24 protein-coding genes are annotated in these 22955 nt (G+C 57.4%); 11 read left to right on the top strand and 13 right to left on the bottom strand.

The genetic code is table 11. The features are described from left to right. Positions 1-138: 138 nt before the first annotated feature. Positions 139-1107, bottom strand: coding sequence for a glycosyltransferase (locus ORG26_RS06055; RefSeq protein WP_266367639.1), 969 nt, complete (start codon positions 1105-1107; stop codon positions 139-141). 154 nt (positions 1108-1261) lie between these two features. Here ORG26_RS06055 and metK point away from each other — a divergent pair, with 154 nt between their 5' ends. Beyond that, positions 1262-2539, top strand: coding sequence for a methionine adenosyltransferase (metK, locus tag ORG26_RS06050; RefSeq protein ID WP_266367638.1), 1278 nt, complete (start codon positions 1262-1264; stop codon positions 2537-2539). A 128-nt stretch (positions 2540-2667) separates the two neighbouring features. Here metK and hpf read toward each other — a convergent pair whose 3' ends face one another. Beyond that, positions 2668-3036, bottom strand: a complete 369-nt coding sequence (gene hpf / locus ORG26_RS06045) for a ribosome hibernation-promoting factor, HPF/YfiA family (RefSeq protein WP_266367637.1) — start codon at positions 3034-3036, stop codon at positions 2668-2670. Positions 3037-3349: 313 nt separating this feature from the next. After that, entirely contained in the window at positions 3350-4213 is an 864-nt protein-coding gene (locus tag ORG26_RS06040; protein ID WP_323134369.1) for an SDR family oxidoreductase, read from the bottom strand. 277 nt (positions 4214-4490) lie between these two features. Between ORG26_RS06040 and ORG26_RS06035 the strand changes: the two genes are divergently transcribed. Beyond that, positions 4491-5117 (top strand): response regulator, encoded by a 627-nt coding sequence (locus ORG26_RS06035; RefSeq protein ID WP_266367635.1) that lies wholly within the window; start codon positions 4491-4493, stop codon positions 5115-5117. Here the strand turns inward: ORG26_RS06035 and ORG26_RS06030 are convergent. Beyond that, the gene (locus ORG26_RS06030) at positions 5092-7209 is read right to left on the bottom strand and encodes a tetratricopeptide repeat-containing sensor histidine kinase (protein WP_266367633.1); all 2118 of its coding nucleotides are present in this window, start codon (positions 7207-7209) and stop codon (positions 5092-5094) included. The genes ORG26_RS06035 and ORG26_RS06030 overlap by 26 nt on opposite strands. Before the next feature lie 198 nt (positions 7210-7407). Here ORG26_RS06030 and ORG26_RS06025 point away from each other — a divergent pair, with 198 nt between their 5' ends. The 3 genes from ORG26_RS06025 to ORG26_RS06015 are packed head-to-tail and all read left to right on the top strand — an operon-like array spanning position 7408 to position 8909. Beyond that, a complete protein-coding gene (locus ORG26_RS06025; protein WP_266367631.1) occupies positions 7408-7878 on the top strand; it encodes an energy transducer TonB in 471 nt (156 codons plus the stop codon). Next, positions 7875-8015, top strand: a complete 141-nt coding sequence (locus ORG26_RS06020; protein WP_266367629.1) for a hypothetical protein — start codon at positions 7875-7877, stop codon at positions 8013-8015. Before ORG26_RS06025 ends, ORG26_RS06020 begins: the two co-directional genes overlap by 4 nt. A gap of 48 nt (positions 8016-8063) precedes the next feature. Continuing rightward, a complete protein-coding gene (locus ORG26_RS06015; protein WP_266367627.1) occupies positions 8064-8909 on the top strand; it encodes a class I SAM-dependent methyltransferase in 846 nt (281 codons plus the stop codon). A gap of 514 nt (positions 8910-9423) precedes the next feature. Here the strand turns inward: ORG26_RS06015 and ORG26_RS06010 are convergent. The 3 genes from ORG26_RS06010 to ORG26_RS06000 form a co-directional block, all read right to left on the bottom strand. Beyond that, complete coding sequence (locus tag ORG26_RS06010) at positions 9424-10809, bottom strand: alkaline phosphatase family protein (RefSeq protein WP_266367625.1); 1386 nt, start codon at positions 10807-10809, stop codon at positions 9424-9426. A 73-nt stretch (positions 10810-10882) separates the two neighbouring features. Next, positions 10883-12097 carry a metabolite traffic protein EboE gene (gene eboE / locus ORG26_RS06005; protein ID WP_266367624.1) on the bottom strand — a complete coding sequence of 405 codons (1215 nt, stop codon included), beginning with the start codon at positions 12095-12097 and terminating at the stop codon, positions 10883-10885. Continuing rightward, positions 12094-13251: a 3-dehydroquinate synthase gene (locus ORG26_RS06000; RefSeq protein ID WP_266367623.1), complete on the bottom strand. Its 1158-nt coding sequence runs from the start codon at positions 13249-13251 to the stop codon at positions 12094-12096. Before ORG26_RS06000 ends, eboE begins: the two co-directional genes overlap by 4 nt. Before the next feature lie 144 nt (positions 13252-13395). Here ORG26_RS06000 and ORG26_RS05995 point away from each other — a divergent pair, with 144 nt between their 5' ends. Continuing rightward, the gene (locus tag ORG26_RS05995; RefSeq protein WP_266367622.1) at positions 13396-13914 is read left to right on the top strand and encodes a hypothetical protein; all 519 of its coding nucleotides are present in this window, start codon (positions 13396-13398) and stop codon (positions 13912-13914) included. Positions 13915-14029: 115 nt separating this feature from the next. On the opposite strand, the gene eboC is transcribed toward ORG26_RS05995, so the two are convergent. Both eboC and ORG26_RS05985 read right to left on the bottom strand, forming a co-directional pair. After that, on the bottom strand, positions 14030-14905 hold the full coding sequence (eboC, locus tag ORG26_RS05990) for a UbiA-like protein EboC (RefSeq protein WP_266367621.1): 876 nt from the start codon (positions 14903-14905) through the stop codon (positions 14030-14032). An 87-nt stretch (positions 14906-14992) separates the two neighbouring features. After that, positions 14993-15925, bottom strand: coding sequence for a TatD family hydrolase (locus ORG26_RS05985; protein WP_266367620.1), 933 nt, complete (start codon positions 15923-15925; stop codon positions 14993-14995). A gap of 308 nt (positions 15926-16233) precedes the next feature. Between ORG26_RS05985 and ORG26_RS05980 the strand changes: the two genes are divergently transcribed. Then, entirely contained in the window at positions 16234-16890 is a 657-nt protein-coding gene (locus ORG26_RS05980; RefSeq protein ID WP_266367619.1) for a DUF4136 domain-containing protein, read from the top strand. A gap of 12 nt (positions 16891-16902) precedes the next feature. After that, on the top strand, positions 16903-17550 hold the full coding sequence (locus tag ORG26_RS05975; RefSeq protein ID WP_266367618.1) for a hypothetical protein: 648 nt from the start codon (positions 16903-16905) through the stop codon (positions 17548-17550). Between the two features lie 99 nt (positions 17551-17649). Here ORG26_RS05975 and ORG26_RS05970 read toward each other — a convergent pair whose 3' ends face one another. The 3 genes from ORG26_RS05970 to rpsU form a co-directional block, all read right to left on the bottom strand. Next, positions 17650-18360 carry an EboA domain-containing protein gene (locus ORG26_RS05970; protein ID WP_266367617.1) on the bottom strand — a complete coding sequence of 237 codons (711 nt, stop codon included), beginning with the start codon at positions 18358-18360 and terminating at the stop codon, positions 17650-17652. 18 nt (positions 18361-18378) lie between these two features. Continuing rightward, complete coding sequence (locus ORG26_RS05965) at positions 18379-19275, bottom strand: tyrosine-type recombinase/integrase (RefSeq protein ID WP_266367616.1); 897 nt, start codon at positions 19273-19275, stop codon at positions 18379-18381. A 150-nt stretch (positions 19276-19425) separates the two neighbouring features. Beyond that, the gene (gene rpsU, locus ORG26_RS05960) at positions 19426-19620 is read right to left on the bottom strand and encodes a 30S ribosomal protein S21 (protein WP_266367615.1); all 195 of its coding nucleotides are present in this window, start codon (positions 19618-19620) and stop codon (positions 19426-19428) included. A gap of 213 nt (positions 19621-19833) precedes the next feature. Here rpsU and ORG26_RS05955 point away from each other — a divergent pair, with 213 nt between their 5' ends. Both ORG26_RS05955 and ORG26_RS05950 read left to right on the top strand, forming a co-directional pair. Next, positions 19834-20757 (top strand): Ppx/GppA phosphatase family protein, encoded by a 924-nt coding sequence (locus ORG26_RS05955; RefSeq protein WP_266367614.1) that lies wholly within the window; start codon positions 19834-19836, stop codon positions 20755-20757. Between the two features lie 151 nt (positions 20758-20908). After that, entirely contained in the window at positions 20909-21907 is a 999-nt protein-coding gene (locus tag ORG26_RS05950; protein WP_266367613.1) for a bile acid:sodium symporter family protein, read from the top strand. Here the strand turns inward: ORG26_RS05950 and ORG26_RS05945 are convergent. Next, positions 21904-22437 carry a DinB family protein gene (locus tag ORG26_RS05945; RefSeq protein ID WP_266367612.1) on the bottom strand — a complete coding sequence of 178 codons (534 nt, stop codon included), beginning with the start codon at positions 22435-22437 and terminating at the stop codon, positions 21904-21906. The genes ORG26_RS05950 and ORG26_RS05945 overlap by 4 nt on opposite strands. 84 nt (positions 22438-22521) lie before the next feature. Between ORG26_RS05945 and ORG26_RS05940 the strand changes: the two genes are divergently transcribed. Next, positions 22522-22947, top strand: a complete 426-nt coding sequence (locus ORG26_RS05940; protein WP_266367611.1) for a MarR family winged helix-turn-helix transcriptional regulator — start codon at positions 22522-22524, stop codon at positions 22945-22947. Positions 22948-22955: the final 8 nt, after the last annotated feature.

Below are 22955 nucleotides of genomic sequence, written 5' to 3'. Positions count from 1 at the left end.
ACAAAAGGAACCCTGTCAGGGCCTGTGGCCGCTGACAGGGTTTTAGTGTGTTTTCGGTAGCACCAGGAAGCGCCAGGATTTTGATTAGTACGTGAGATGGCAGGTTCTAAAGCGCGCTTTGCGGCCTTAATCACCCTGTCAGGGTCTGACGGCCGCTGACAGGGCGGTGACTTCGGCGAAGGCCCGGTTCCAGTCCCGCACGAAGCGCGGCAGGCTGAACCGTTCTTCGGCCAGCTTCCGGGCATTTTCGCCCATGCGCTTTGCCTCCGCCGGGTTTTTCAGGAGAAAATTCATGTGATCGACCAGCTCGTCCGAATCATTGGATAAAAAGCCGTGGACGCCGTTCTCGATGACCGTCGGCAGTTCCGTCGTCGCCAGGGCGACCACCGGCATGCCCATCGTGAAGGCTTCGATGACCGACAGCGGCAGGCTGGTGTACCGCATGGGACTGTACAGAAACCGGTATTCGGCCACGGTCCGGTGCAGGTGGCGGTAGTGGATGCCGTCGAGCCCGCCGATTTCGGCCGCGCCCATCCCCACAATCGTCAGCGGCACCCGGTCGCGGGCGTGTTCGAACAGGTCAAATCCGGTGTTGCGGCCCCGGTGCTGGATGTTGTTGACGACCGTGATGCCCATCTCCCGGTGCCCGCTGTAACGGGCGGAGGGGTCGATCATGACGCTGTGTTCAATGACCGTCGTGGGCGCCTTGCCGTTGTCCCACATCAGGCGGTTGAAGTGCGTCACATGCACCAGAAGCACATCCGGATCGTCGGCGACCACGTGCCGGGATTCGGTCGGATGCGGTTCCGGCGTGTTGTGCTGGAGATAAATCTTCGGCAGACGGCGCTGCTCCTCGGTCAGGATTTCGTGCTGGTCCTGCAAATAATTCTGCGGCGTCTGAAAAATAATGAGGTCCAGCGAAAGATTTTTTACCTCTTCGGCGGGTATTTCCCGGACATAATCAGGCATGGTAGAGTCCACGCCCCGGCCGCAGTAACCCTCCGGATGGCCGGCTTTGACCGGAACATACCAGTTATGCTCCGTTTGGGTAATGGCCGTCAGGTAAGAGCCGTGGATATGCCAGATCAGGATGTTGAGACGTTGCATAGTAGCGATGAATACGGAAATGTTTATTAAGCAGACAGGTTTGGCAGACTCCTTGTTAGAAAGCTTATTGAACGGAGTTTCCCGGCGCGTTTTGACCGTGTTTGGAAATTGCCGTAAATTCGCGCAACGATTTTGATAATAAACCTGACGTACAATGCCGTATCTATTTACTTCTGAGTCGGTCTCGGAAGGTCACCCCGATAAAGTGGCGGATCAGATTTCTGATGCGCTGATTGACCATTTTCTGGCTTTCGACCCCAACAGCAAGGTGGCCTGCGAAACCCTCGTGACGACGGGGCAGGTAGTTCTGGCCGGTGAGGTGAAAACCAACGTTTATCTCGACGTCCAGAAAATCGCCCGCGAGGTGATCCGGAAGATCGGCTACACCAAGAGCGAATACATGTTCGAAGCCAACTCCTGCGGTATCCTTTCGGCCATCCACGAGCAGTCGGCGGACATCAACATGGGCGTGGATCGTCAGACGGAAACCGAGGACTTCGAAACCCGCGCCAATGCCCAGGGTGCCGGCGACCAGGGCATGATGTTCGGCTACGCTACCAAGGAGACGGAAAACTACATGCCGCTGGCCCTCGACCTGGCGCACAAAATCCTGCAGGAGCTGTCGTACATCCGCAACCACGACAAAGACACGATGACCTACCTGCGCCCAGATGCCAAGTCGCAGGTGACCATCGAATACAGCGATGACCACCAGCCCGTCCGGATCGATACCATCGTGGTGTCGACGCAGCACGACGATTTCGGCAGCGATGCCGTGATGCTGGAGCGCATCCGCGAGGACGTGATCAACATCGTCATCCCGCGTGTGAAGGCCAAGCTGAAGCCGGAATTGCAGGCGCTTTTCAACGACCACATTACCTACTACATCAACCCGACGGGCAAATTTGTCATCGGTGGCCCGCACGGAGACACGGGCCTGACCGGCCGGAAGATCATCGTGGACACCTACGGCGGCAAAGGCGCTCACGGCGGCGGAGCTTTCTCGGGCAAAGACCCCTCGAAAGTTGACCGTTCGGCCGCATACGCCACGCGTCACATTGCCAAGAACATGGTGGCGGCCGGTCTCTGCGACCAGGTGCTGGTGCAGGTTTCCTACGCCATCGGCGTTGCCAAACCCTGTGGCCTGTTCATCGACACCTACGGCTCGTCGAAGGTGGACATGACCGACGGAGAGATCGCGAAAAAGATCGAGGATATTTTCGATATGCGTCCGTATGCCATCGAACAGCGTCTGAAACTCCGCAACCCGATCTACTCGGAAACGGCGGCTTACGGACACATGGGCCGTCAGAACCAGACGGTGAAGAAAGTGTTCGGCCAGAACGGTTCAGCGAAGGAAGTGGAGGTCGAGCTCTTTACCTGGGAGAAACTCGACTACGTCGACAAAATCAAGGAAGCATTCGGCCTGTAAAGTATCTCCGGGCTTTAGCCCGCGGGTTATTCTTAACATATTGCTCAGAAACTTCCGGGCTAAAACCCGGGGGTACGACAAAAGCCGCCTTTGGGGCGGCTTTTGCGTTTTATGAGAAAGGCAGCAGACTAATAGTCAACGTCCTCGCCGACGGGCTCTTCCACCAGCCGGGTTTCTTTGATTTCGCTCTTGGAGAGGCTGCGTTGTTTGTCTTTGTGGCGTACAAGCTGGTTTTTGAAGCGGTCTATGACGACGTCGACGGCTTCTTCAAACGTTTTGGCACGTTCGCTGATGAACATCGAATCGCCGGCCATATATAATTTAACTTCGAAGACTTTCTGTTTGACCCTACTGGAATCACTGCCGTCGAGGCGAAGGAACACTTCGGCACTCAGAATTCGGTCGTGAAACGTTTCGAGCTTGTCGAGTTTTCGTTGAATGAAATCCAGCAGTCTCTGATCAGCCGTGAAATGAACGGCATTCACTTGGATTCTCATACGCATCACACATTTTAAGTGAAACATTGGATTTGTCCCCCGGAGGGAATATTAAGTTTGGAAAAGCCCGGCAGAGAATCAAGTGCCTTACGGAAATATCCAAGTTCACTAAAACAGCTTATACAAAGGGATGGCCCGATGGGGCTAACTGACACCTCTTTGTGATGTGTTTGTAACCACAAGCCCCGAAAAATTCTTCAAAAATTATTATTCCGGAAGTGAGTAAACGGTGTTTTTCGGTAAATTTTCATATTTACACCAATAAAAAAGGCACCCGGTTGTTCCCCGGGTGCCTTCTCCAAAGCTTATGTCGTCAGGCGTTCACCACCGAACCGCCGTTGATGTGAATGACCTGCCCCGTGATGTAGGACGCATCCTCGGACGCCAGAAACACATAGGCGGGAGCAACCTCCGCCGGCTGGCCGCGGCGCTGCATGGGCACATCCTGCCCGTGACTGGCCACTTTTTCCTCATCGAACGAAGCCGGAATGAGCGGGGTCCAGATCGGTCCCGGAGCCACGCCGTTTACCCGGATGTTGCGCTCGGCCAGACTGGTCGAAAGCGAACGGGTAAAGGCCGTAATAGCCCCTTTCGTCGACGAATAATCCAGCAACTCCTGGCTGCCTTTGTAGGCGGTGATGGACGTCGTATTGATGATGCAGTCGTTCTCCTGCAGATGCGGCAGGGCGGCCTTGGTCACGCGGAACATGGCCAGAATATTGGTGTCAAAAGTTTTGACCAGATCTTCGTCCTCGATCAGGGTAAGATCTTCTTTCGGAAACTGAACGGCGGCGTTGTTGACCAGAATGTTCAGCTTCCGGAATTCCGCCACGGTTTGCTCCACGCATTTTTCGCAGAACGAACGGTCCGTCAGGTCGCCCGGAATCAGCAGGGCGCGTCGGCCTTCCTGCTCAATGAGCTGGCGGGTTTTCTGCGCATCGGGTTCTTCTTCCGGCTTGTAGACAATGGCTACGTCGGCACCCTCGCGGGCAAAATGCACGGCAACGGCCCGTCCGATGCCACTGTCACCGCCGGTAATGAGCGCCACTTTTCCCTGAAGTTTGTCCGCCCCTTTGTACGTTTCCCGAATAAAAATCGGCTGGGGCGTCATTTCACTTTCCAGCCCCGGCTGCTGTTCCTGGTGCTGGGGTGGCACTTCCATTTTCATGTCTTCCATAACGTGTGTTGCGATTGAGTAAATCAGAATCAACCCGTATGGTTAACAGAGGCAGCCCTAAAGTGTGAGATTACATTGAGGGAACGGTCTTAAAAATAAAGCACGAGCGGCCGTCCCTTGCCCAAAATCTTCCGGGACAGTCGCTTTGGTTTGGTTGCCAGAACGTTAGGGTTATGCGAAACGGCGACCGCTGACGAAAAACAAAGACCGCTGACTCAATGGTCTGTTCGGTATGGCGACCGCCCGCTGCAAATTGCTTCGCTAAAATCTGCCGGATATGATGTACAGTCTTGCCCTTATGGATGATCATCAGGTGGTCCTGGAAAGTTTTGCGAATTTACTGCAAACCGCCGGGACCTTCCAGGTGGCCGGTATGGCGACCGGAGAGCCGGCACTGCTGGAGGTGCTGGCGCAACAGCCGGTAGATGTGCTGGTGACGGACCTGATCGTTCCCGGCGTAGATGTGCTGAGGCTGATCGGAGTGGTAAAGAGCCAGTATCCGGCGCTGTCGGTGCTGATCCTGTCGGGCTCGGTCGATCCAGCGCAGGTTCGCCAGGCGCTGAAGGCGGGCGCGAACGGCTACGTCACCAAAACGGCGGATAAAGCGGAGCTTTTCGACGCCATTATGGCCGTGGCCGCCGGTCGCCAGTACATCGACAGCCGGATTTTTACGGCGCTGGAAAGCCCTTCGGAAACTGCCGACGACGATCTGCTCACCGAACGGGAAAGCCAGATTGCCGGACTCATTCTCGAAGAACTGTCCAGCGCGCAGATTGCCGAACGGCTGTTTATTTCGTTCAACACGGTGGAAACCCATCGCAAACGGATTTACCAGAAACTGGGTGTTACGACCGCTCTCGGCCTGATGAAGCACCCGTTCAGTCGAAAGCTGATGAAGTGGTAAGCGGAAGCCAGACGCTGGCCCGGGTGCCTGCCGGTCGGCCCGGTTCCACGCTGAAAACCCCGCCGATGGCGGCGGCCCGCTGCCGGATGTTGTGCAGTCCCATCCCCGGCCGGGCCGGGAGTTCCACGCCCATGCCGTCGTCGGCCACCTCCAGCGTCAGCCCGTCGCCCCGCCGCAGCACCCTGACCCGGGCACGCTTTGCCTGGGCGTGACGCAGAATGTTGGTGCACAATTCCAGACATATTACGTACAGATTGAATTTGGCATCCGGCGAGAGCAGGACCGGGCCGAGGGTTTCGCAGTAGAGAGAAAACGTCGTTTGGCCGGTCAGATTCAACTTTTCGACGAGGTTGCGCAAAAGCGTCGGCAAATCCTGTTGCAGCAACTGATCGGGCATCAGGTTATGCGACAGCTCCCGAATCTGCGTCGCGGCGTCGTTGAGCAGGTCGAGGCTGTTTTTGTACAGCTTCCGGTCGCGGGGCGGCAGACTCTCGGCATCAATCGTCTGGAACGTCATCTTGGTTGCCCCCAGCAGACTACCCACCCGGTCGTGCAGTTCGACCGCCACGCGTTTGCGCTCAAGGGTTTGGCCCCGGACGAGCGCCATTTCAATCTCCTGATTTTTGGCAACCAGCGCCCGGTTGGTCCGTCGGAGTCGGAGGCTGTAGTACAGCAGCAGCAGGCCCATCAGACTGATAAGGGTCAGCCCGGCAAACAGAAGGTTCCGGACTTTCGTCTGGGCCGATAAACCCAGCCGCAACTGGTCGATCTTCAGTTGTTTGATGGTAGCCTGCTGGCTCGCCTGTTTCTCAATAGCGGCTGCCCGGAGCTGCTGCTTTTCGAGCTGGTGGCGCAGGGCGCTGGTCTGGGCCCGGCGCCGCAACTCGGCGGTCTGATGGACGCCGTTGAGCCGGTCGATTTCGGCCTGTTTGGCCAAAGTCTGGTAGCGTTGCTGTTGCAGCAGGCGTTCCTGCTGGTGGATGGTCTGGAGCCGCCGCTGTTCGAAGATGGCTTTCTGGCGCAGACTTTCGACCTGATTGATGGCCTGCTGCTGCTCGACTTTTTTTTCGTTGTAAATCTGCTGATAGCGGAAAGCGCTCTCCCATTGCCGCTGCTGCTCGTAGGCGCGTACCAGCACTGAGTAGGCCGTCAGGATCGTCACGTGCACCTTCTTGTTTTTGTCCAGTGCCTGCCGGGCCGCGGCAATGGCCTCGTCGTACTGCCGTAGACTCAGGTAAGCCTCGGCCAGGTCGGCCAGTGCATCCGACTCCGGCAGGTTGGCCCCCATTCGCTGCCAGTACGCCACCGCCTGTTTCAGGTACGGAACCGCCTGGGCGGGTTTCTGCTGGAGATTGTACAGCCGACCGAGGTCGTTGGTGAGGTAGGCTTTGTTGGAAGCCGGCGCTTTGGCCCGGTTCAGCACTTTCCAGGAACGCAGAAAATGGCTTTCCGCCCGGTCGTAACGCTGCAGCTCCACGCAGGCGTTGCCGAGGCTCTGGTGCAGGTCCGCCAGATTGAGCAGATCGTCCGGGTTGTCCCGGTCAAACCAGGCCACACTTTTCCCAAAATATGTGACCGCTTCGTCGGGTTCGCCGATGGACAGGCTTATGTTACCCAAGTTGCGGTAAATCCGCCAGACGTACAGCCCGTACCGGTCCGGCATGCTCTCTACTAGCGAAAGCAGCCGGTAATTGAGCCGGATGGCCTGAGGATAATTGCCTTTGCCGGCCCGGTAGTAGCGTTCGGTCAGCAGCAGGCCCTTGATCTGGTACTTGATATTCCGGTGGCGCTGCGCCAGCTGTATGAGCTGGTTGGCCAGCATGAGCGAGCTGTCGCGGTGCGTTTTGCCGCTGTAATGGACGTAGGCGATAAAATGGAGCAGTTCCATCCGGGCCGTATCGACGGTCGGCGTCTGGCGAAAGCGGTTCAGGTCCAGCAGCCGCAGGCGGGTAGCCCGCAGCAGACTATCGACGTAGTGCTGGTCGAGGCTTCGGTCAAAGTTAAACGGGGGTGTGTCGTATCGCTGGGCCTGTAGCGTGCCGAGGGCGCCCAGCCAGCCAGTCAGTAAGAGGAGTACTCGAACAAGTTTCATGGAACACAATAACGGTCGGAAGCGCTTCAATCTCTACACGCGGCTGTTCGTCCGGCTCCAAAATCACGGAATTCAGTGACGGCAAAATCACGGAATCCGGTGATTTCCCGGAGTCGGCAAAAGGGGAATTTTGCATCGGTACCAATTTGATTTTCAAGCTAAACTAATTCCTCTTTTTCAATGAAACGAACAATGCTAATGACCGCTTACTTAACGGTAGTAAGTTACCTCAGCGCGGCCGCGCTGGTCCCGGCCCCGGCTCCCGATGGACCGGACCATCCCAAAGCTCCGGGCGATACTATTCCGTGGCGGCAACCCGCCGAACCGGCCGCCGACGATGCCGCTTTTCCGCTGATCAACGAGCCGTTTTTCTCCGGCGGCCCTCCGGCGCTGGCGGCTTATCTGAAAAACCCCGATTGGTATCCGGCAAAGGCCGTTGAGGCGGGACTGGAAGGTACGGTGCACATGCGGTTCCGAGTGCTGGCAACGGGCCGCCTCAGCGATATCGAGGTGGTAAAATCCCGCGGTCCCATCCTCGACAAGGCCGCCTGCACCCTGATTGAGCGGATGCCACGCTGGTTTCCCGCCCACCGGGGCGGAATGGCCGTATCCCGGCTGTACGAACTCCAGATTACGTTCCGACTCACACATCCGGCTATTTACCCATGAAAACGCTCGTAAGCTGGCTGATCCTGTTGCCGGCGGCCATCCTGCTGTTTCGCACGGTCCGCTTTGATTTTCTGGACCTCAACCATTTTGATGCGGAGATCACTTGGGACGACATTACCGACGACCTCTGGGCCTGAGCAAGTGATTTTTTGCCGAAAACAGCTATATAACAAAACCACACAAACATGGAAGCACAACTGGAACTGATCCGGGATCAGCAGAGAGAAACTTGGAACACTTTTTCGCCTGGCTGGCGGAAATGGGACGAATTTACCATGAACTGGCTCCGGCCGATGGGCGATGAACTCATCCGGACGCTGTCACTGAAGGAAACGGACAACGTGCTGGATGTGGCCGCCGGGACAGGCGAACCGGGCCTGACCGTGGCGTCCCTCGTCCCACGGGGTCATGTGACCATCACCGACCTGGCCGAAGGCATGCTGGACGTTGCCCGCGACAACGCCGACCGACGCCAGATTACCAACACCAGAATCCTGGCCTGCGACGTGAGTGAATTGCCGTTTGAAGACGAATCATTCGATGCGGTAAGCTGCCGACTGGGCTTCATGTATTTCCCCGATATGCTTCAGGCCGCCCTCGAAATGGTGCGCGTGCTAAAACCGGGAGGCAAACTGGCGGCGGCGGTCTGGAGTACGCCCGACAAAAATTTCTGGATTACGGCCAGCATGAGCACCATCAACGGCAACCTGCACCTGTCGCCTCCGCCTGCGGGCGCTCCCGGCATGTTTCGCTGCGGCAACCCCGGTTTTCTGGCGGCCCTGCTCCGGGAGGCGGGGTTAAAAAATGTCACTGAAAAAGCCGTGACGGGTCAACTAGAATGCGGTACCAACGAAAACTACTGGAATTTCATGAACGACGTCGTCGCCCCGGTGGTCGCGGCGCTGCGGAACGAGACACAGTCCACCCGGGACCGGATTCGCCGGGACGTCTTCTCCCTGCTCGACCAGAATTTTGCGGGTAAACGGGTGACGCCGGACTACGGAGCGCTCGTCGTGAGCGGTCAAAAATGACCGGTTAAATCGGTAAACAACAAACCTCTTTTAAACCAGATTGTCATGAATGATTTCGCTATCAATCGATACCTCCTGCACCGTTCCGTCCGCCCGGCTGAGGCTCATCACATACATTCGGACGGTGATGAACCATTCGCAGTGGAACACGCTGATTCCGACGCCCAACCACCCCGAATACCCGTCCGGGCGCTCTATTCTGCCGGCTTCCGCACGCCCAAACGCTGACGGTGCTTTTTGGAAGCGGCTACCGGTTTACGGACAACTCATACAACGCGCTGGGACTCCGTCCGCGTGCTTATTGATCGTGTGAAGAAGCCGCAATTGAAGCCGGAAACTCCCAGGTGGACGCCGGAATCCCCTACCGGAAGACCTGCGACGTAAGCCAGAAGCAGGGAAGAATCATTGCGCTCAACGTGGTGAAAATGCTGCCGTTCAGGCGGTGAGGATGCTTTTTGAAAACAACAAACCCGGCCTCATGCGTTTGAGGCCGGGTTTGCCGTTTGGCGACGGATCAGATCGCTTGCGGGAGCCTTTCGGCCTGTAGCGCCTTCAGGATTTCCCCGTAGACGGCCGTCGCTTCCAGGGTTCCCCCATCCGACTGATTGCTGATAAATACCGGATGATGCTCGCGCGCGGTGCCAGTCCGACCGTGGGAGCCTTTAATCAGAGTTGCATCCAGCGGAATGACGTTCATCAGGTAGCGGAAACCGAGTTTTTTGCGGAGCAGTTTGTAACCCGCCTTGGCTTTGACCAAAGGATTCGCCGGGTCCATGAACATTTCGACGGGGTCGTAACCGGGCTTGCGGTGGATGTCTACCAGCCGGGCGTAGTCGGGAGCCTTGCGGTCGTCGAGCCAGTAGTAGTAGGTAAACCAGCTGTCGGCATCAGCCATCACGACCAGGTCACCGGCGCGTTCATGGTCAAGGTGGTGCTGGCGTTTTCCGGCCTCATCCAGAATAAGCTCTACCCCGGGCGTTTTTTCCAGAATCGAGCGGACCTGCGCGGCGCACGACGGGTCGTTCAGGTAGATATGCGCCACCTGGTGATCGGCCACGGCAAAGGCCCGCGAAGCCCCGGCGTCCAGCAGTTCCAGACCCTGTTCTTCGCGAATGCCCAGCAGGCCCGCCTCCCGGAACGCCCGGTTGAGGTGAATCGGCCGACTGACGTTGGTGATGCCGTATTCCGACAGGATAATTACCTCCGCGTTCTGCTTCTCGTAATGCTGCACCAGGTCCCGGCAAACGGCGTCGATTTCACCCAACTCTTTTGAAATTTTGCCGAAATCCTGTCCGAACTTCTGCAAACAGTAGTCCAGATGGGGCAGGTAAATCAGCGTCAGGGTTGGATTGTGCCATTGATCGACCAGCAGCGACGCATCGGCAATCCAGCGGGTTGACACGATATTGGCGTTCGGCCCCCAGAAATTGAACAGCGGAAACGTGCCCAGCGCCTGCTGGAGCCGGTCGCGGAGGTCGGCGGGGTGGGTGTAGCAGTCGGGCGCCTTCACGCCGTCGGCATGGTACTGGGGGCGGGGAGTGACCGAGAAATCGGCCGAGGAGTACATGTTGTACCACCAGAACATCTTGGACACCGTAAACGACGGGTCCAGACGCCGGGCCGCTTCCCAGATTTTTTCGCCCGCTACCAGCTTGTTGGATTGCTTCCAGAATTTGATTTCGCAGTCCGTGCGGTCGTACCAGCCGTTACCGACAATGCCGTGCCCGGTCGGCCACTGGCCCGTTACGTAGGTTGATTGAACAGCCGTCGTCACGGCCGGCAGCATCGGCTGGATGGTCGAAATCCGTTTGCCGGCGGTCCAGCTTTTCAAAAAAGGAGTGAGGTCGCCAATCAGCGAGGCTGAAAGGCCGACCACGTCGATAACTACAGTCTTTTTCATTTAATGAATAATGAGCAATGAACAATGAATAATGAACCGAGGTGGACCGCCCCAGTTTGTTATTCATTGTTCATTATTCATTCATTTTGTTTAACGTCCACGTCAATTCCCGCATAATGGACTCGTTCAGGGGAAGCTGCATGTCTTCGGGCAGAACGCCCCAGGTGTAGGTTTCAACCTCCATCTGCTCGGTGAAAGGGCGCTGTTTCTGAAGGTTGAGGACGTCCACAATGTCGCCCTGCGTGGATTGCAGCAGCCCGTAATCTTCGACAAACAGCGGTACGTGAAAATGAGACCGCCACTCGACATGCTGCGGGTCCAGCGACTTCAGCGCCTTGGGCAGGTCCGGATATCGCTGCAGCTCGCCGGTCCGGGTGCGCGCCACCACCTGGTGCAGGTAGGTGGGTTCGTTAAACTCCGAAAACGCCCGGAGCACTTCTTCCCGCCGGGCCGGGTCTGCCGGAAGGGTCGCTTTGAGGGCCGCGCTGATTTGGATTTTGCCGACTTTAAGGCCGTTGGCGTCCAGTTTGTCGAGTACCTCCGCCGCCCGTTCGTACCCGACCGCAAAGTGGCAGACGTCGTAACAGAGTTGTACGTGTTCCCGCAGGGCCGCGTCGGCTTCTTCGACGGTCATGCCGAACTCCTCGTTCAGCCGGTCCATGCCGATGGGCAGCACGTAATGATTGAACCAGTCGATGAACTCGTCGCCGGTTTCCAGCAGCCCATCGGGTTCCGGCTCGATGTCGAGGTGCATCGACACACCGCGTTCCCGTTTCAGCCGAACCAGGCTTTCCACAACGGTCAGCAGGCGCTGGGTCGTGATTTCAAAAATCTTGTCGCGCTGGGTGTCGTTGTCCCAGCGGTGCCAGTAGCGGTACGAAAGCGGGGAGGTCGAGATGCCGCCGCTCATGCCCGCGGGCAGCAGTTCGGCCAGCAGCTGAAACAGGCGGATGGTGTAATCGGTCCGCTCGGGCGTCGTCCAGTCGGGGGCGTGCACGGCGTCTTTGACCCGCGTATTGTGAAAGCCGCCGTACGGAAAGCCGTTCATGGTGAACACGTAGCAATCCGTCTGGGTAAGCCATTGTTTAAACTCTGCCAGCCGCTCGGGACGACTCAGCTCGATGCTTGCCGTGTTGGCCAGCCGTAGCCCCAGCCCCAGGGGAGCGTCGGGCGACAGCCGTTTTTTAACCTCCGGAATGGCGGCCTGAAGGGCCAGAAAATGATCGGCCCAGTGCTCGCCGGCGTGGATATTGGTGCAGTAACTCAGGTGTCCGAGGGGCGTCTTCATGCGGGCTGGGTTTCGGTTTGCTGGTGTTTCAGGATGGAAATTACCTCGCGGATGCGGTTTTCATCCATCTCGTGCACTTCCACGCCCGTACCGATGCTTTGCAGGAGCATGATCGTCAGCTGACCGCCCAGGTGTTCCCGGAATTCGGAAAGCCCTTTCAGGGCCGCTTCGTTTTCCAGTTCGGGATGAAAGACCTGAAAACCGAGCGTCCGGAGCGTCGTCAGGATGCGCGATGCTTCTGCCTCCGAAAGCCAGCCGATCTGCTGGGAATACAGCGTGTCGAGCGCAATGCCGATGGCGACGGCTTCCCCGTGCCGGATTTCAAAATCAGTTAGTTGTTCGAGTTTGTGAGCGCTCCAGTGGCCGAAGTCCAGCGGACGGGAGGAGCCCATCTCGAACGGGTCGCCGCCCGCAATATGCTGCATATGCAGTTCGGCGCAGCGCTGGACGAGGTATTTCATGGCTTCCAGATCCCGATCGGCCAGCCGCTCGGCATGGGCTTCCAGCCAGTCGAAGAAAGGCGCATCCTTGATGAGCGCCACCTTAACGGCCTCCGAAATGCCCGCCCGCCAGTCGCGGTCGTCGAGCGTCGTCAGAAAAGAGTAGTCAATCAGGACGGCTACGGGCGGCGCAAACGTGCCGATGAAATTTTTCTTTCCCCGAAAATTAATGCCGTTTTTGACGCCGACTCCCGAATCGTTCTGCGACAGAACCGTCGTCGGGATGCGGATGTGGCGGATACCCCGGTGGGAGATCGCCGCGGCGTAGCCCACCATGTCGAGGACCGAGCCGCCGCCGATGGCGACAATGTACGAGTGCCGGTCGATGCCGTGCCGGTCAACGGCATCGACAATCTTATCGACCAGCGTGGGGTCATTTTTGGCAGCCTCCCCGCCCGGCACAATCAGCAGTTCCGAAATCAGTTCTACCAGCGGATAGCGCCGGAAATACGTCTGAATCTGAACGGGCAGTTCGGGGTGATACTTCAGGACACCGTCGTCGAGTACAAAAAACAACTTCTTACGCAGACCGCCGGCGGCCTGTTTTTGCAAAAATTCCAGAAAAAGGGTATTCGTAGAATCGAACAGGCCCTCGGTGAAAGAGACGTCGTAGGTAAACCGGACGCTGAACGATTGCTGAAGGGATATCGACATTGATTTAAGCGTTAAGCGAACTCAAAATTATTCAAAAAAGAATTTTATAAAGATAAACTAATTGCTTGTTAAACCTTTGTTTTTGCACCTTGTCCAACCGGCGAAATGCAAACAACCTGAATTAAAAATATTCACCCATATCCTATGAACAAGAAAAATCTGGTAGCCGTTGCAGCGATGCTGCTGTTTTCTGTCAGCGCCTTTGCGCAAACCACGGACAATTCGCCGGCATTAAAGGAAAAAGAGCGGCTGAGCGCCACCGAACGGGCCGCCCGTCGGCAGGAGCTAAAGGAGAAAGTGGCGAAAATGTCACCGGAAGAGCGCAAGGCTTTCTTCTCCGAGCGCCAGCGGATGCGCGAACAGCGGATGCAGAATATGACGCCCGAGCAGCGCGAAGCCATTCAGAAGAAAATCAAGGAAGGTAAGGCCACCAAAGGGAGCACCCTGAAATCCGGCTCGGCTTCGGCCGACCATAAAGTTGGCCACGAGGCGCACCGCAAGCAAACCTCTGCCATGTCGCCCGCCGAGCGGCAGGCTTACCGCGAAGCGAAGCGCCAGCGTCTGGAAGAAAAATTAAAGACCATGAGTCCGGCGGAACGGGAGCAGTTCATGAACCGGCAACAGGAACGCCGGGAACGGCACCGTAACCACCGTAACGGCTGAGTGTGAATCGGTAGATGTAACGTAGGAAAGGCCGCTTCCGCTGGAGGCGGCTTTTTTTGATCAATGCCAGATGAATGCCATATCTTGGAGATATGGCATTCATTCTGGCATTTATTCATGTAACGGCAAACACCCGGGCCAGCAACCGCGTCAGCGGCAGCAGACACACCACCAGCAGCGCAAAGGGGAAAGAGGCAAACGCCGCCACCCAGGCCGCATTCATCACAATCAGAGAAACCACCCCGGCCTTGACGGCCATGCCGATATTTTTCCCGACCGGCTCACGCACGGCCCGCCACAGCGGCGGAAAAATGAACAGGCCAAAAATGATCAGGAAAGGCAGGGCCGTTCCCAACTGCCCCCGCGACTGTGCAATGGCCGCGATGCAGGCAATGACCGCGCCGTAGAGCAGCCCCGCGATCCGCAGCGTCCCCGACGACCCGCCATGCACTTCTCCCCGGCTGATCATCGTAATGGCCCCGATGTACGCAATCGGCAGCAGCGCCACCCACGCCCAGGGCATCACCTGCTCGGGCAGGATGCTGACGCCCAGCAGCAGATTCAGGCCCCGGCACAGACCCATGTTCAGCGGTCCCAGCACGGGATGGTGCTTCCCGAACTGGTCGTAAAGCAGCGCAAAAACCGCGATGGCGATGGCCAGCCAGCCCGACAGCGGGTGCACCAGCCAGGCCGCAACGACGCCGATCAGCAGCAGCACGGAGCCCAGCAGGGATGCCGACCGCAGGCTTACCTGCCCGCTCGGTATGGGCCGTTCGGGCCGTTCCTCCGCATCGAGCTGCGCGTCAAAAATATCGTTGAACACCACGCCGCCGCCGTAGAGCCCGATGGTGGACAGGCAGAGCAGCCCCAGCGGTTCGAACGTGGCGTATTCGTACGTCAGGTAACCGGCAATGGCTGTACCGGCCAGAATATCCGCCACGGCCGTAACCAGATTCGCCGGGCGGGTAAGGCGGAGGAGAGGGAGCAACATAATGAGCGATTGAGTGATTGAGCGATTGAGTGACAATGGCCCGGTCGTACACCGCTCAATCACTCAATCGCTCAATCACTAAATGAATTATCGAATAAACACCGACGACTTATCAACCCGCGGGGCCTGGCCGCCGCGGAGGACGGTGCTGCCTTTGAACTTCTGACTCTGGTCGATGACGACGGGCTGTTCAAGTTCTTCGAGGCTGATCTGACCGCTCTGCCCGAAGGCTTTCAGGGCGTTGTAATAGGTGACGGTTTCGATGTCTTCGTCCGAAATGCCGTTCACTTTCATCAGGTAAGCCGTCTTGGGAACGGCCAACGGATCGCTGATGCCCCAGTCGCAGGCCGAATTGACCATGATGCGGTCGGTGCCGTACTGCTTCACGATTTCGACCATCCGCTCGTTGCCCATTTTGGTGAACGGGTAGATCGTAAACGCCGCCCAGAAACCCCGGTCGAGCACTTCCCGGACCGTTTCCTCATTGTTATGGTCGATGATGACCATCTTCGGGTCAAGGCCCTGTTCGAGGGCAATGTCCATGCTGCGGGTCGTACCCCGTTTCTTGTCGCGGTGGGGCGTGTGCACCTGCACGGGCAGGCCGGCCTCTTTGGCGAGGTCGAGCTGGGCACGGTAGTATTTTTCTTCGAGGGCCGTCTGGTCGTCGAAGCCGATTTCACCCACGCCGACTACGCCTTCCTTGTAAAGAAACAGGGGCAGAATTTCCATCACCTGCTCGGCCAGCGCCTCGTTGTTGGATTCTTTTGAATTCAGACCGATGGTGCAGTAATGCCGGATGCCGAACTGCGACGCCCGGAAGCGCTCCCAACCGACCAGACTGCTGAAATAATCCCGGAAAGTATCCACGCCCGTGCGCGGCTGTCCGAGCCAGAAAGCGGGTTCTATCACGGCGACCACGCCCGCGTCGGACATGGCCTGATAATCGTCCGTGGTGCGGGATACCATATGCGCGTGCATATCGATAAACTTCATCCCGCGGATTGTATCCAGAAATTCCATAGTGGTTTAGCGTAATGAGGCTAATCAGCTAACAAAACTGACCGGCCCTTGTTAAAGCCTGCAAGTTGCACCTTATACCGGTTGGTTTCAATGACAACGGATAGGTTTTTGGAAAATTTAGAGCAGCCGTTTTTCGTTAAATAAAGGACAATCGGTCATCACGGTGTCAAGCGGGTTCCCGCAGATTTTCGCTGATTCACAGCGCAGATTTTCGCAGAACGTATTTTTTTCTGCGAAAATCTGCGCTGTGAATCAGCGAAAATCTGCGGGAAACAACCTCAGTACCAAATCAACAAACGAACAAAACAATGAACCGTAAACAACTTCTCCAGCCTCTCTGGCTGTGGGCAATCTGCCTCCTGGCCGGGCTGTCGGCCTGTGAACGGGAGCCGCTGGCGGATCTTTCGCCGGAGGACAGCCAGGTGTTTATTACCAACTACGACCGCAACGTCAACTTCGGCAGTTACCAGACATTCTCCCTGCCGGATTCGGTGCTGGTACTGGCCAATAACCGCCAGATTGCCTCAGCCATAACGGAGGAAGTGCAGTTTCTGGACCAGGTTTCGACCAGCCTGACCGGGCGCGGATTCCAGCGGGTGAACCGGAACCAAAGACCGGACCTCGGCGTCATCGTCGCCCGGGTCGACAACCAGTACACCGGCGTGACGACCAATCCGTTCTACGATCCTTTCTTTTTCGGACCGGGCTTTGGTTCGGGCTGGGGACTAGGCTATGGCTCCGGCTATGGTCTGGGCTACGGCTCGCCTTACCAGTTTTATGAGGTGAGCGACCGCTACTGGATTATCGAAATCGTGGATTTGAAAAATGCCAACCAGCAGACGCAGCAGGTGAACGTCCTCTGGACGGCCGAAATCCGCGGCAACGGCATTTTTGACGCGGCCAGCTTCGCCCGGACCATCAACGCCGTGCTGGAACAGTCTCCGTATCTCCGTACCGCCCGTTAACTACCGCTGACCATGAAACGCATTTCGATGATGTTGATGCTGTGGCTGGTGGCGGGAGTGGCACTGGCTCAGGAAGGCGGCTACCAGATGCCGTCGTTTTACGAACGATTTGTGACCGGACGGGCGACGCTGTACGGCGGCGTGGCGATTCCGTCAGGCACGCAGACCGACTTTATCAACAGCCGCAACAATGCGGCGTTCGGCCTTGCTCTGGAAGCAGTTTTTCCGAAGAATTTTTCGGCGGGCGTCCGGACGGGGTATCAGTACCTTTCGGAGCGACTACCCCGGCAGACGATAGAAACGGGCAGCGGCGCTATTTCGGCGGTGCAGACCCGGACGCTGACGACGGTGCCGGTACTGGCCATCGGGTCGTTTTTCTTCACGGGCGTCAACGCCCCCATCCGTCCATACATTCAGGCGGGCGCGGGCGGCGCGTACGTGACCTACACGAAATACTGGGGTTCGCTGGCGGACCGGGAGCAGGGCATCCGCGCGGCTATTGCACCGGCGGCGGGCGTCCGGTTCCAGTTCGGCGGCCCCGAAGGTCGGCTGGGCGCGGAGCTGCAGGCGCAATACCAGCAGGTCTTTTTCAACTACAACGAAATCCAGAACACCCAGAACCTGCTCCTGTCGGCGGGTCTGTCGTTCCGGTGGTATTGAGTCGGTTTTGAGTTTTCCGTTTTCTGTTTTCCGTTTTCTGTTGCTCCGCAGAAGATAGCCATCTCTGTACCATGCAACGAAGAACGGAAAACAGAAAACTCAAAACAGCTCCCTAAGCTCCGGGCTCACGAACGGCTCGGCCTGTTCCCAGAGCTTGGGGGGGACGGGGCGGCCGGCGGCGCGGCGTTCGCGGGCGAAATCGGTGGCGATGGCCGCCAGGTCCGCATTGCGGCGTTCGCGGTGGCCGATGATCTGGGAAATATCCTTGTCGTTGAAGAAAGCCTTCATGATCAACTGGTTCCAGGCGTTCTGGTCCAGCTGCTCGGACGCGTACGGGTTCCGGAGCATGATGGCGTCCTGCACGGGGCCGATGTTGCTGCGAACGGCCTCCGTCGCCTGAAAGCGCCAGGCATCCGGGAAGGGCAGTACCGGCAGGGCGGAGTAAATCGCCACCAGTTCGTTCATCTCCGCCGACTTGATGAGTGTTTCCACGGTGCTGACCACCTCGTCGCGGTCTTCGGCAGAAAGGTGCAGGAGCCACCAGACCCGGGCAAGCCGGTCGAGCGTCCAGCCCTCCACGGAGAAGCCGGGGCGGAGTCCGTGCAGAAAATGCCGGGACTGCGGAGAGGTTTCGATAACCCGTTTTCCCGTAAAGCGGGGAAGGGCGGCAAAAACCCGGAAAAAAATGGCTTTCCCCGGCTGGTTAGCGTATATGCTGGCCTGCTGGGTCAGGTACGGAATGGCTTTATCGGAATCAGGCTGCTGCCGGATAATGTCCAGCAGCGCCTCGCGAATGGCGGAAGGGTTCATGCGGCAAAATTAAGGAAATCACTTTGCTTTCGGATGAGCCTGGTCATAGGCTTTCTTGAGCTTTTCGATGCTGTTGTGCGTGTAAATCTGGGTCGCGGCCAGACTGCTGTGACCGAGGAGGTCCTTGATGGCGTTCAGGTCGGCCCCCCGGTTGAGCAGGTGCGTGGCAAAGGTGTGGCGCAGCACGTGCGGGCTTTTCTTCTCCAGCGTCGTTACCACGTTCAGGTATTTCTTCACAATTCGCTGAATCAGCACGGGGTAGGCTTTGTTGCCCTGGTCGCTGACGATGAGGTAGATGTCGTCGGCTTTCGGCCCCAGTTCGGTTTGCTTGGCCTGTAAATAGTTCTGAATCAGGCTGAACAGGCTGGCCGTGATCGGCACAATCCGGTGTTTGTTGCGCTTGCCGAGGACGGTGATGGTCCGTTCGTAGAGATTGACGTCGCTCGTTTGCAGGCCGACGAGTTCGGCCAGACGGATGCCCGTGCCGTAGAGCAGTTCCAGTACCAGCTTGTCGCGCAGTCCGGCGAAATCCTCCGGAAATTCCACCTCGTCGAGCAGCGTTTCCATCGGCTTCTCCTCCACGTAAACGGGCAGTTTCTTGCTGGTTTTCAGGGCCTGAATTTTCAGCGTCGGGTCCGCCTCGATGACCTTCCGGCGGGTCAGGTAGCCGAAGTACGTCCGCAGGGTGGCGATTTTCCGGTTCACGGAGGTCTTGTCGAGGCCGCTTTCCACCAGACTCACGATCCAGGCCCGAATCTGGAGGTGATTGGCCGCTCCGGCGTTTTCGAGGCCAAAATCCTTTTGAAGAAACGCCCCGAACTGCTCCAGGTCGGCTCCGTAGGCCGTCAGGGTGTGGTGGCTCAGGCGCTTTTCGTATCGAATGTGTTCGAGGAAAGACTGAAAGGGGGTATCCATAAAACGTTGGGTCGCGTTGGGACGAAAATTAAGCGGAATTTGGCTCTGCCCGACAGCCGGTGGCGCAAAAAAAAAGCAGTAAGCGATTTGCCTACTGCCACCCAATACATTTAAGCGTTTCCGATCTGCCCGAAGCAGACTGCGTAGCGACTACTGGTTCTTGTTGCCGTACGTCTTCTGTTTGTAAACGGCGTTCAGAATCTCATGACGACGCTTTACAGAAGGCTTCTCGAAGGCAGTACGTGAACGCAGTTCGCGAAGAACGCCAGTTTTTTCAAACTTCTTCTTGAAACGCTTCAGCGCTTTGTCAATCGATTCGTTTTCTTTTACGTTTACGATAAGCATATTTTTGACCTCAATTAATGTCCTTGAAACAAACGGATTGCAAATGTAAAAGTTTAGGGAGGAAAAAACAATAGTTTTGCGGGATTAAATGGAAGGGGAAGAGAGGAGGAAGGGGAGGAGAGGTGGAAAGGGATAAATGCTTACTCCTGAACTTTTCCCTTCTTTTCCTCCCCTTCCTCCCCTTTCTCCTTTTCCTCCCTTCAAACACTGCCTATGACCTCCATCATCGATCTCGGTACAAACACCTTCCACCTCATGATTGCGGAACTACAGCCCGACGGCAGCCACCGGATGCTGTTCCGCGAAAGTCGCCCGGCCAAAATCGGCAAAGCGGGCATCAACCAGGGCGTCATTACCGGAGAGGCTACCGAACGGGCCCTGACGGTCCTGCGCTATTTCCGGGAAAAACTCGACGAGTTTGGCGTGCCCGTCGAAAGCACCGTGGCGATGGGCACCAGCGCCATCCGCAACGCTGGCAACCAGGCGGAGTTCATCGAGCGTATCCGGCAGGAAACCGGCATCCGGATTTCGGTCATTTCGGGCGACCAGGAGGCGACCTACATTTACAAGGGCGTACGGGCGTCGGGCGTGCTCGACGCGCGCACGGCCCTGATTATGGACATCGGTGGGGGCAGCGTTGAGTTCATCCTCTGCAATCGGGACCGGATTTTCTGGAAACAGAGCTTCGAAATCGGCGGGCAGCGGCTCATGGAGCGGTTCATGCACAGCGACCCCCTTAGCCCGACGGCGGTACAGCGGCTGCACGCCTATTTTCAGGAACAACTGCTGCCCCTCGCCAACGCCATTCACCAATATCAGCCGCAGGTGCTGGCGGGCTCCTCCGGCACGTTCGATACGCTCGTGGACATGCAGTACCAGCACGAACGCGGCCACTGGCCCCCGGCGGACCAAACCGCCTTCGACTTGACGCTGGCCGAATTTTACCGGTCGTATGAGCTGCTCCTGACCCGGAATCATGACGAACGGATGGCCCTGCCCGGCATGATCGAACTGCGGGTGGACATGATTGTGGTGGCCGTCTGCCTGATCGACTACGTGTTGAAAACGTTCGACATCAGAGAAATGCGGGTTTCGACGTACGCGCTGAAGGAAGGAGTGCTGTTTGATGAAGAATGAACGGCAGACGGGTGGGGAGGCTGGTTTAATGCAAAAAGGTCTTGTTCAAAGTATATTCGGGGAGGTTTTTTCTTTGTAGGTTAATCCACTCATAGTACCAAGGCAATCCTCCGCCATTCCCTGTTCATTGTTCATTTTTTCCTAAACCGCAATGAAGTCCGAAACCAACGCCTCCTCTTCCTGGAAGAACCTCATTTACACCGTCCTGATTCTGCTGGTGGTCGTACTGGCCCTTTCGTTTCCGGCCGCTTTTGTCGAAATCGGCGGTTTTCCGCTCAAAAAGCTGATTATCCCGCTGCTGCAGATCATCATGCTCGGCATGGGTACGACTATGTCAATCAGCGACTTTGACCAGGTTACCAAAACGCCCAAAGCCGTCATTATCGGGGTAATCTGTCACTTTATCATCATGCCCGCCCTGGGCTTCACGCTGGCCAATGTGTTCAGCTTTCCGCCCGAAATTGCGGCGGGCGTGGTGCTGATCGGCTGCTCCCCGAGTGGCCTGGCTTCCAACGTGATGTGCTTTATTGCCAAAGCCAACGTGCCCCTTTCGATCACCGTCACGTCGATCTCGACCCTGCTGGCTCCGTTTGTAACGCCCGCGTTGATGAAGCTGCTGGCCGGTCAACTGATTGAAATCGACTTCCTCAAAATGGTGGTGGAAATCATGCAGATCATCATTCTGCCCGTTGCCCTCGGTCTGGTTCTTAACCGCGTATTCCGCAAATCGGCCGTCATGCTGAACCGGGTAATGCCGCTGATCTCGATGGGCGGCATTGTGCTGATCGTCGGCATCATCACGGCCGCCGGGCGCGAAAGCCTGCTGACGGTGGGCTGGACGCTGGCCCTGTGTGTGCTCATTCACAACCTCTGCGGCTTCCTGCTCGGCTACTGGAGCGGGCGGATTTTCGGCCTCGACGAGCAGAGCTGCCGCACGGTTTCCATCGAAGTCGGTCTTCAGAATGGCGGTCTGGCCTCCGGTATCGCCCTGCAAATGGGCAAAGTGGCGACGGTCGGGCTGGCTCCGGCCCTGTTTGGTCCGATCATGAACATGACCGGCTCGCTGCTGGCTACGTACTGGAGCCAGCGCCCGCCTAAAGAAGTTGCGGTGAGCGAACCGGTCGTGACGCCGGAGCGAAAAGCCGTTTAAAGCCGCACTTCGCCCAGTTTCCGGAGCATGCTGACGGCATGGTGCTGGGTATGATGGCCCGTGAAATAGATCATTTCGCGGGCCGTCAGCGGACCCAGCAGCGGATGTTTCCAGACAGTGAACCCGTCGAGATCTTCTTCACTCAGGGCGGCAACGTGGTGCGACAGGGCCTCGCCGGTCTCTTTCCAGGCGGCCAGTTGCTCGGCCGGAGTTTTCTGCACGGCATCCTCGGCCGGAGCGGTCGCCGTATTGACTACGCCCGGATTGGCCGCCAGCGCCGTTTTGTAGGCGTCGCGGATAGCCTCCGAGGCGAGAGAGGGACGGGTATTGGAGCGCCAGAGCGCCCGGCCCGCCGGACTCAGCAGCAGGGCCGTCTGCTGGTTGGCTTTCAGAATGTGCGCCGTTTCCTGCGCCAGCGTCCATTTGCCGTTCTGTTCGCGGGTCCAGTCGTCCGCCGAAAGGCGGGCGAGGACGGTGGTTAGTTGCTGAAAGCTGTCTTCGAGCAGCGTAAGCGGAGAGGTTGTGGTCATGGTTTTCAGAAGGTTGGATTGGAACTGGCGGTAAATGTGGTCTAAAAAAGTTGTGTATGCAACTTTTGTGAATAAATTTGGAGCATGGAAGCGACCAACTTCTGCATTGCTGGACGGCTGCGTATGCTGTCGCGGGTCATCACGACACTTTACAACGAAGCTTTCGCGGCGGAAGGGGTGACCTTTGCCCAGGCGAGTCTGCTGATGCACATTTTTGCCCTGCCCGCTGTCCGGCAGGTGGAGCTGTCACGGCGTCTGCAGATCGAGAAGTCCGCCCTGAGCCGGGACATTCAGTTGCTGCAGAAACGCGGCTGGATTACAGACAATGTGCGCCGCGGGCTGTACCTGACAGAGGAGGGAACCGCCATTGCCAAGCGGTGCCACAAAATCTGGAAAGGCCTGCACGAACGCGTCCGGACCGAACTGGGCGAAAAAGCCATCGGGGCGCTGGACCTTTTTTCGCAGGAATTATTTGCGGTGCAAACCGCCCGGAAAGGCCACGAGGACTGACCATCAGG

Source organism: Tellurirhabdus rosea (assembly GCF_026278345.1).
Taxonomy (GTDB): Bacteria; Bacteroidota; Bacteroidia; order Cytophagales; family Spirosomataceae; genus Tellurirhabdus; species Tellurirhabdus rosea.
The sequence above is the reverse complement of the archived record's forward strand: the minus strand, read 5'-3'. Positions and strand labels throughout refer to the sequence as shown.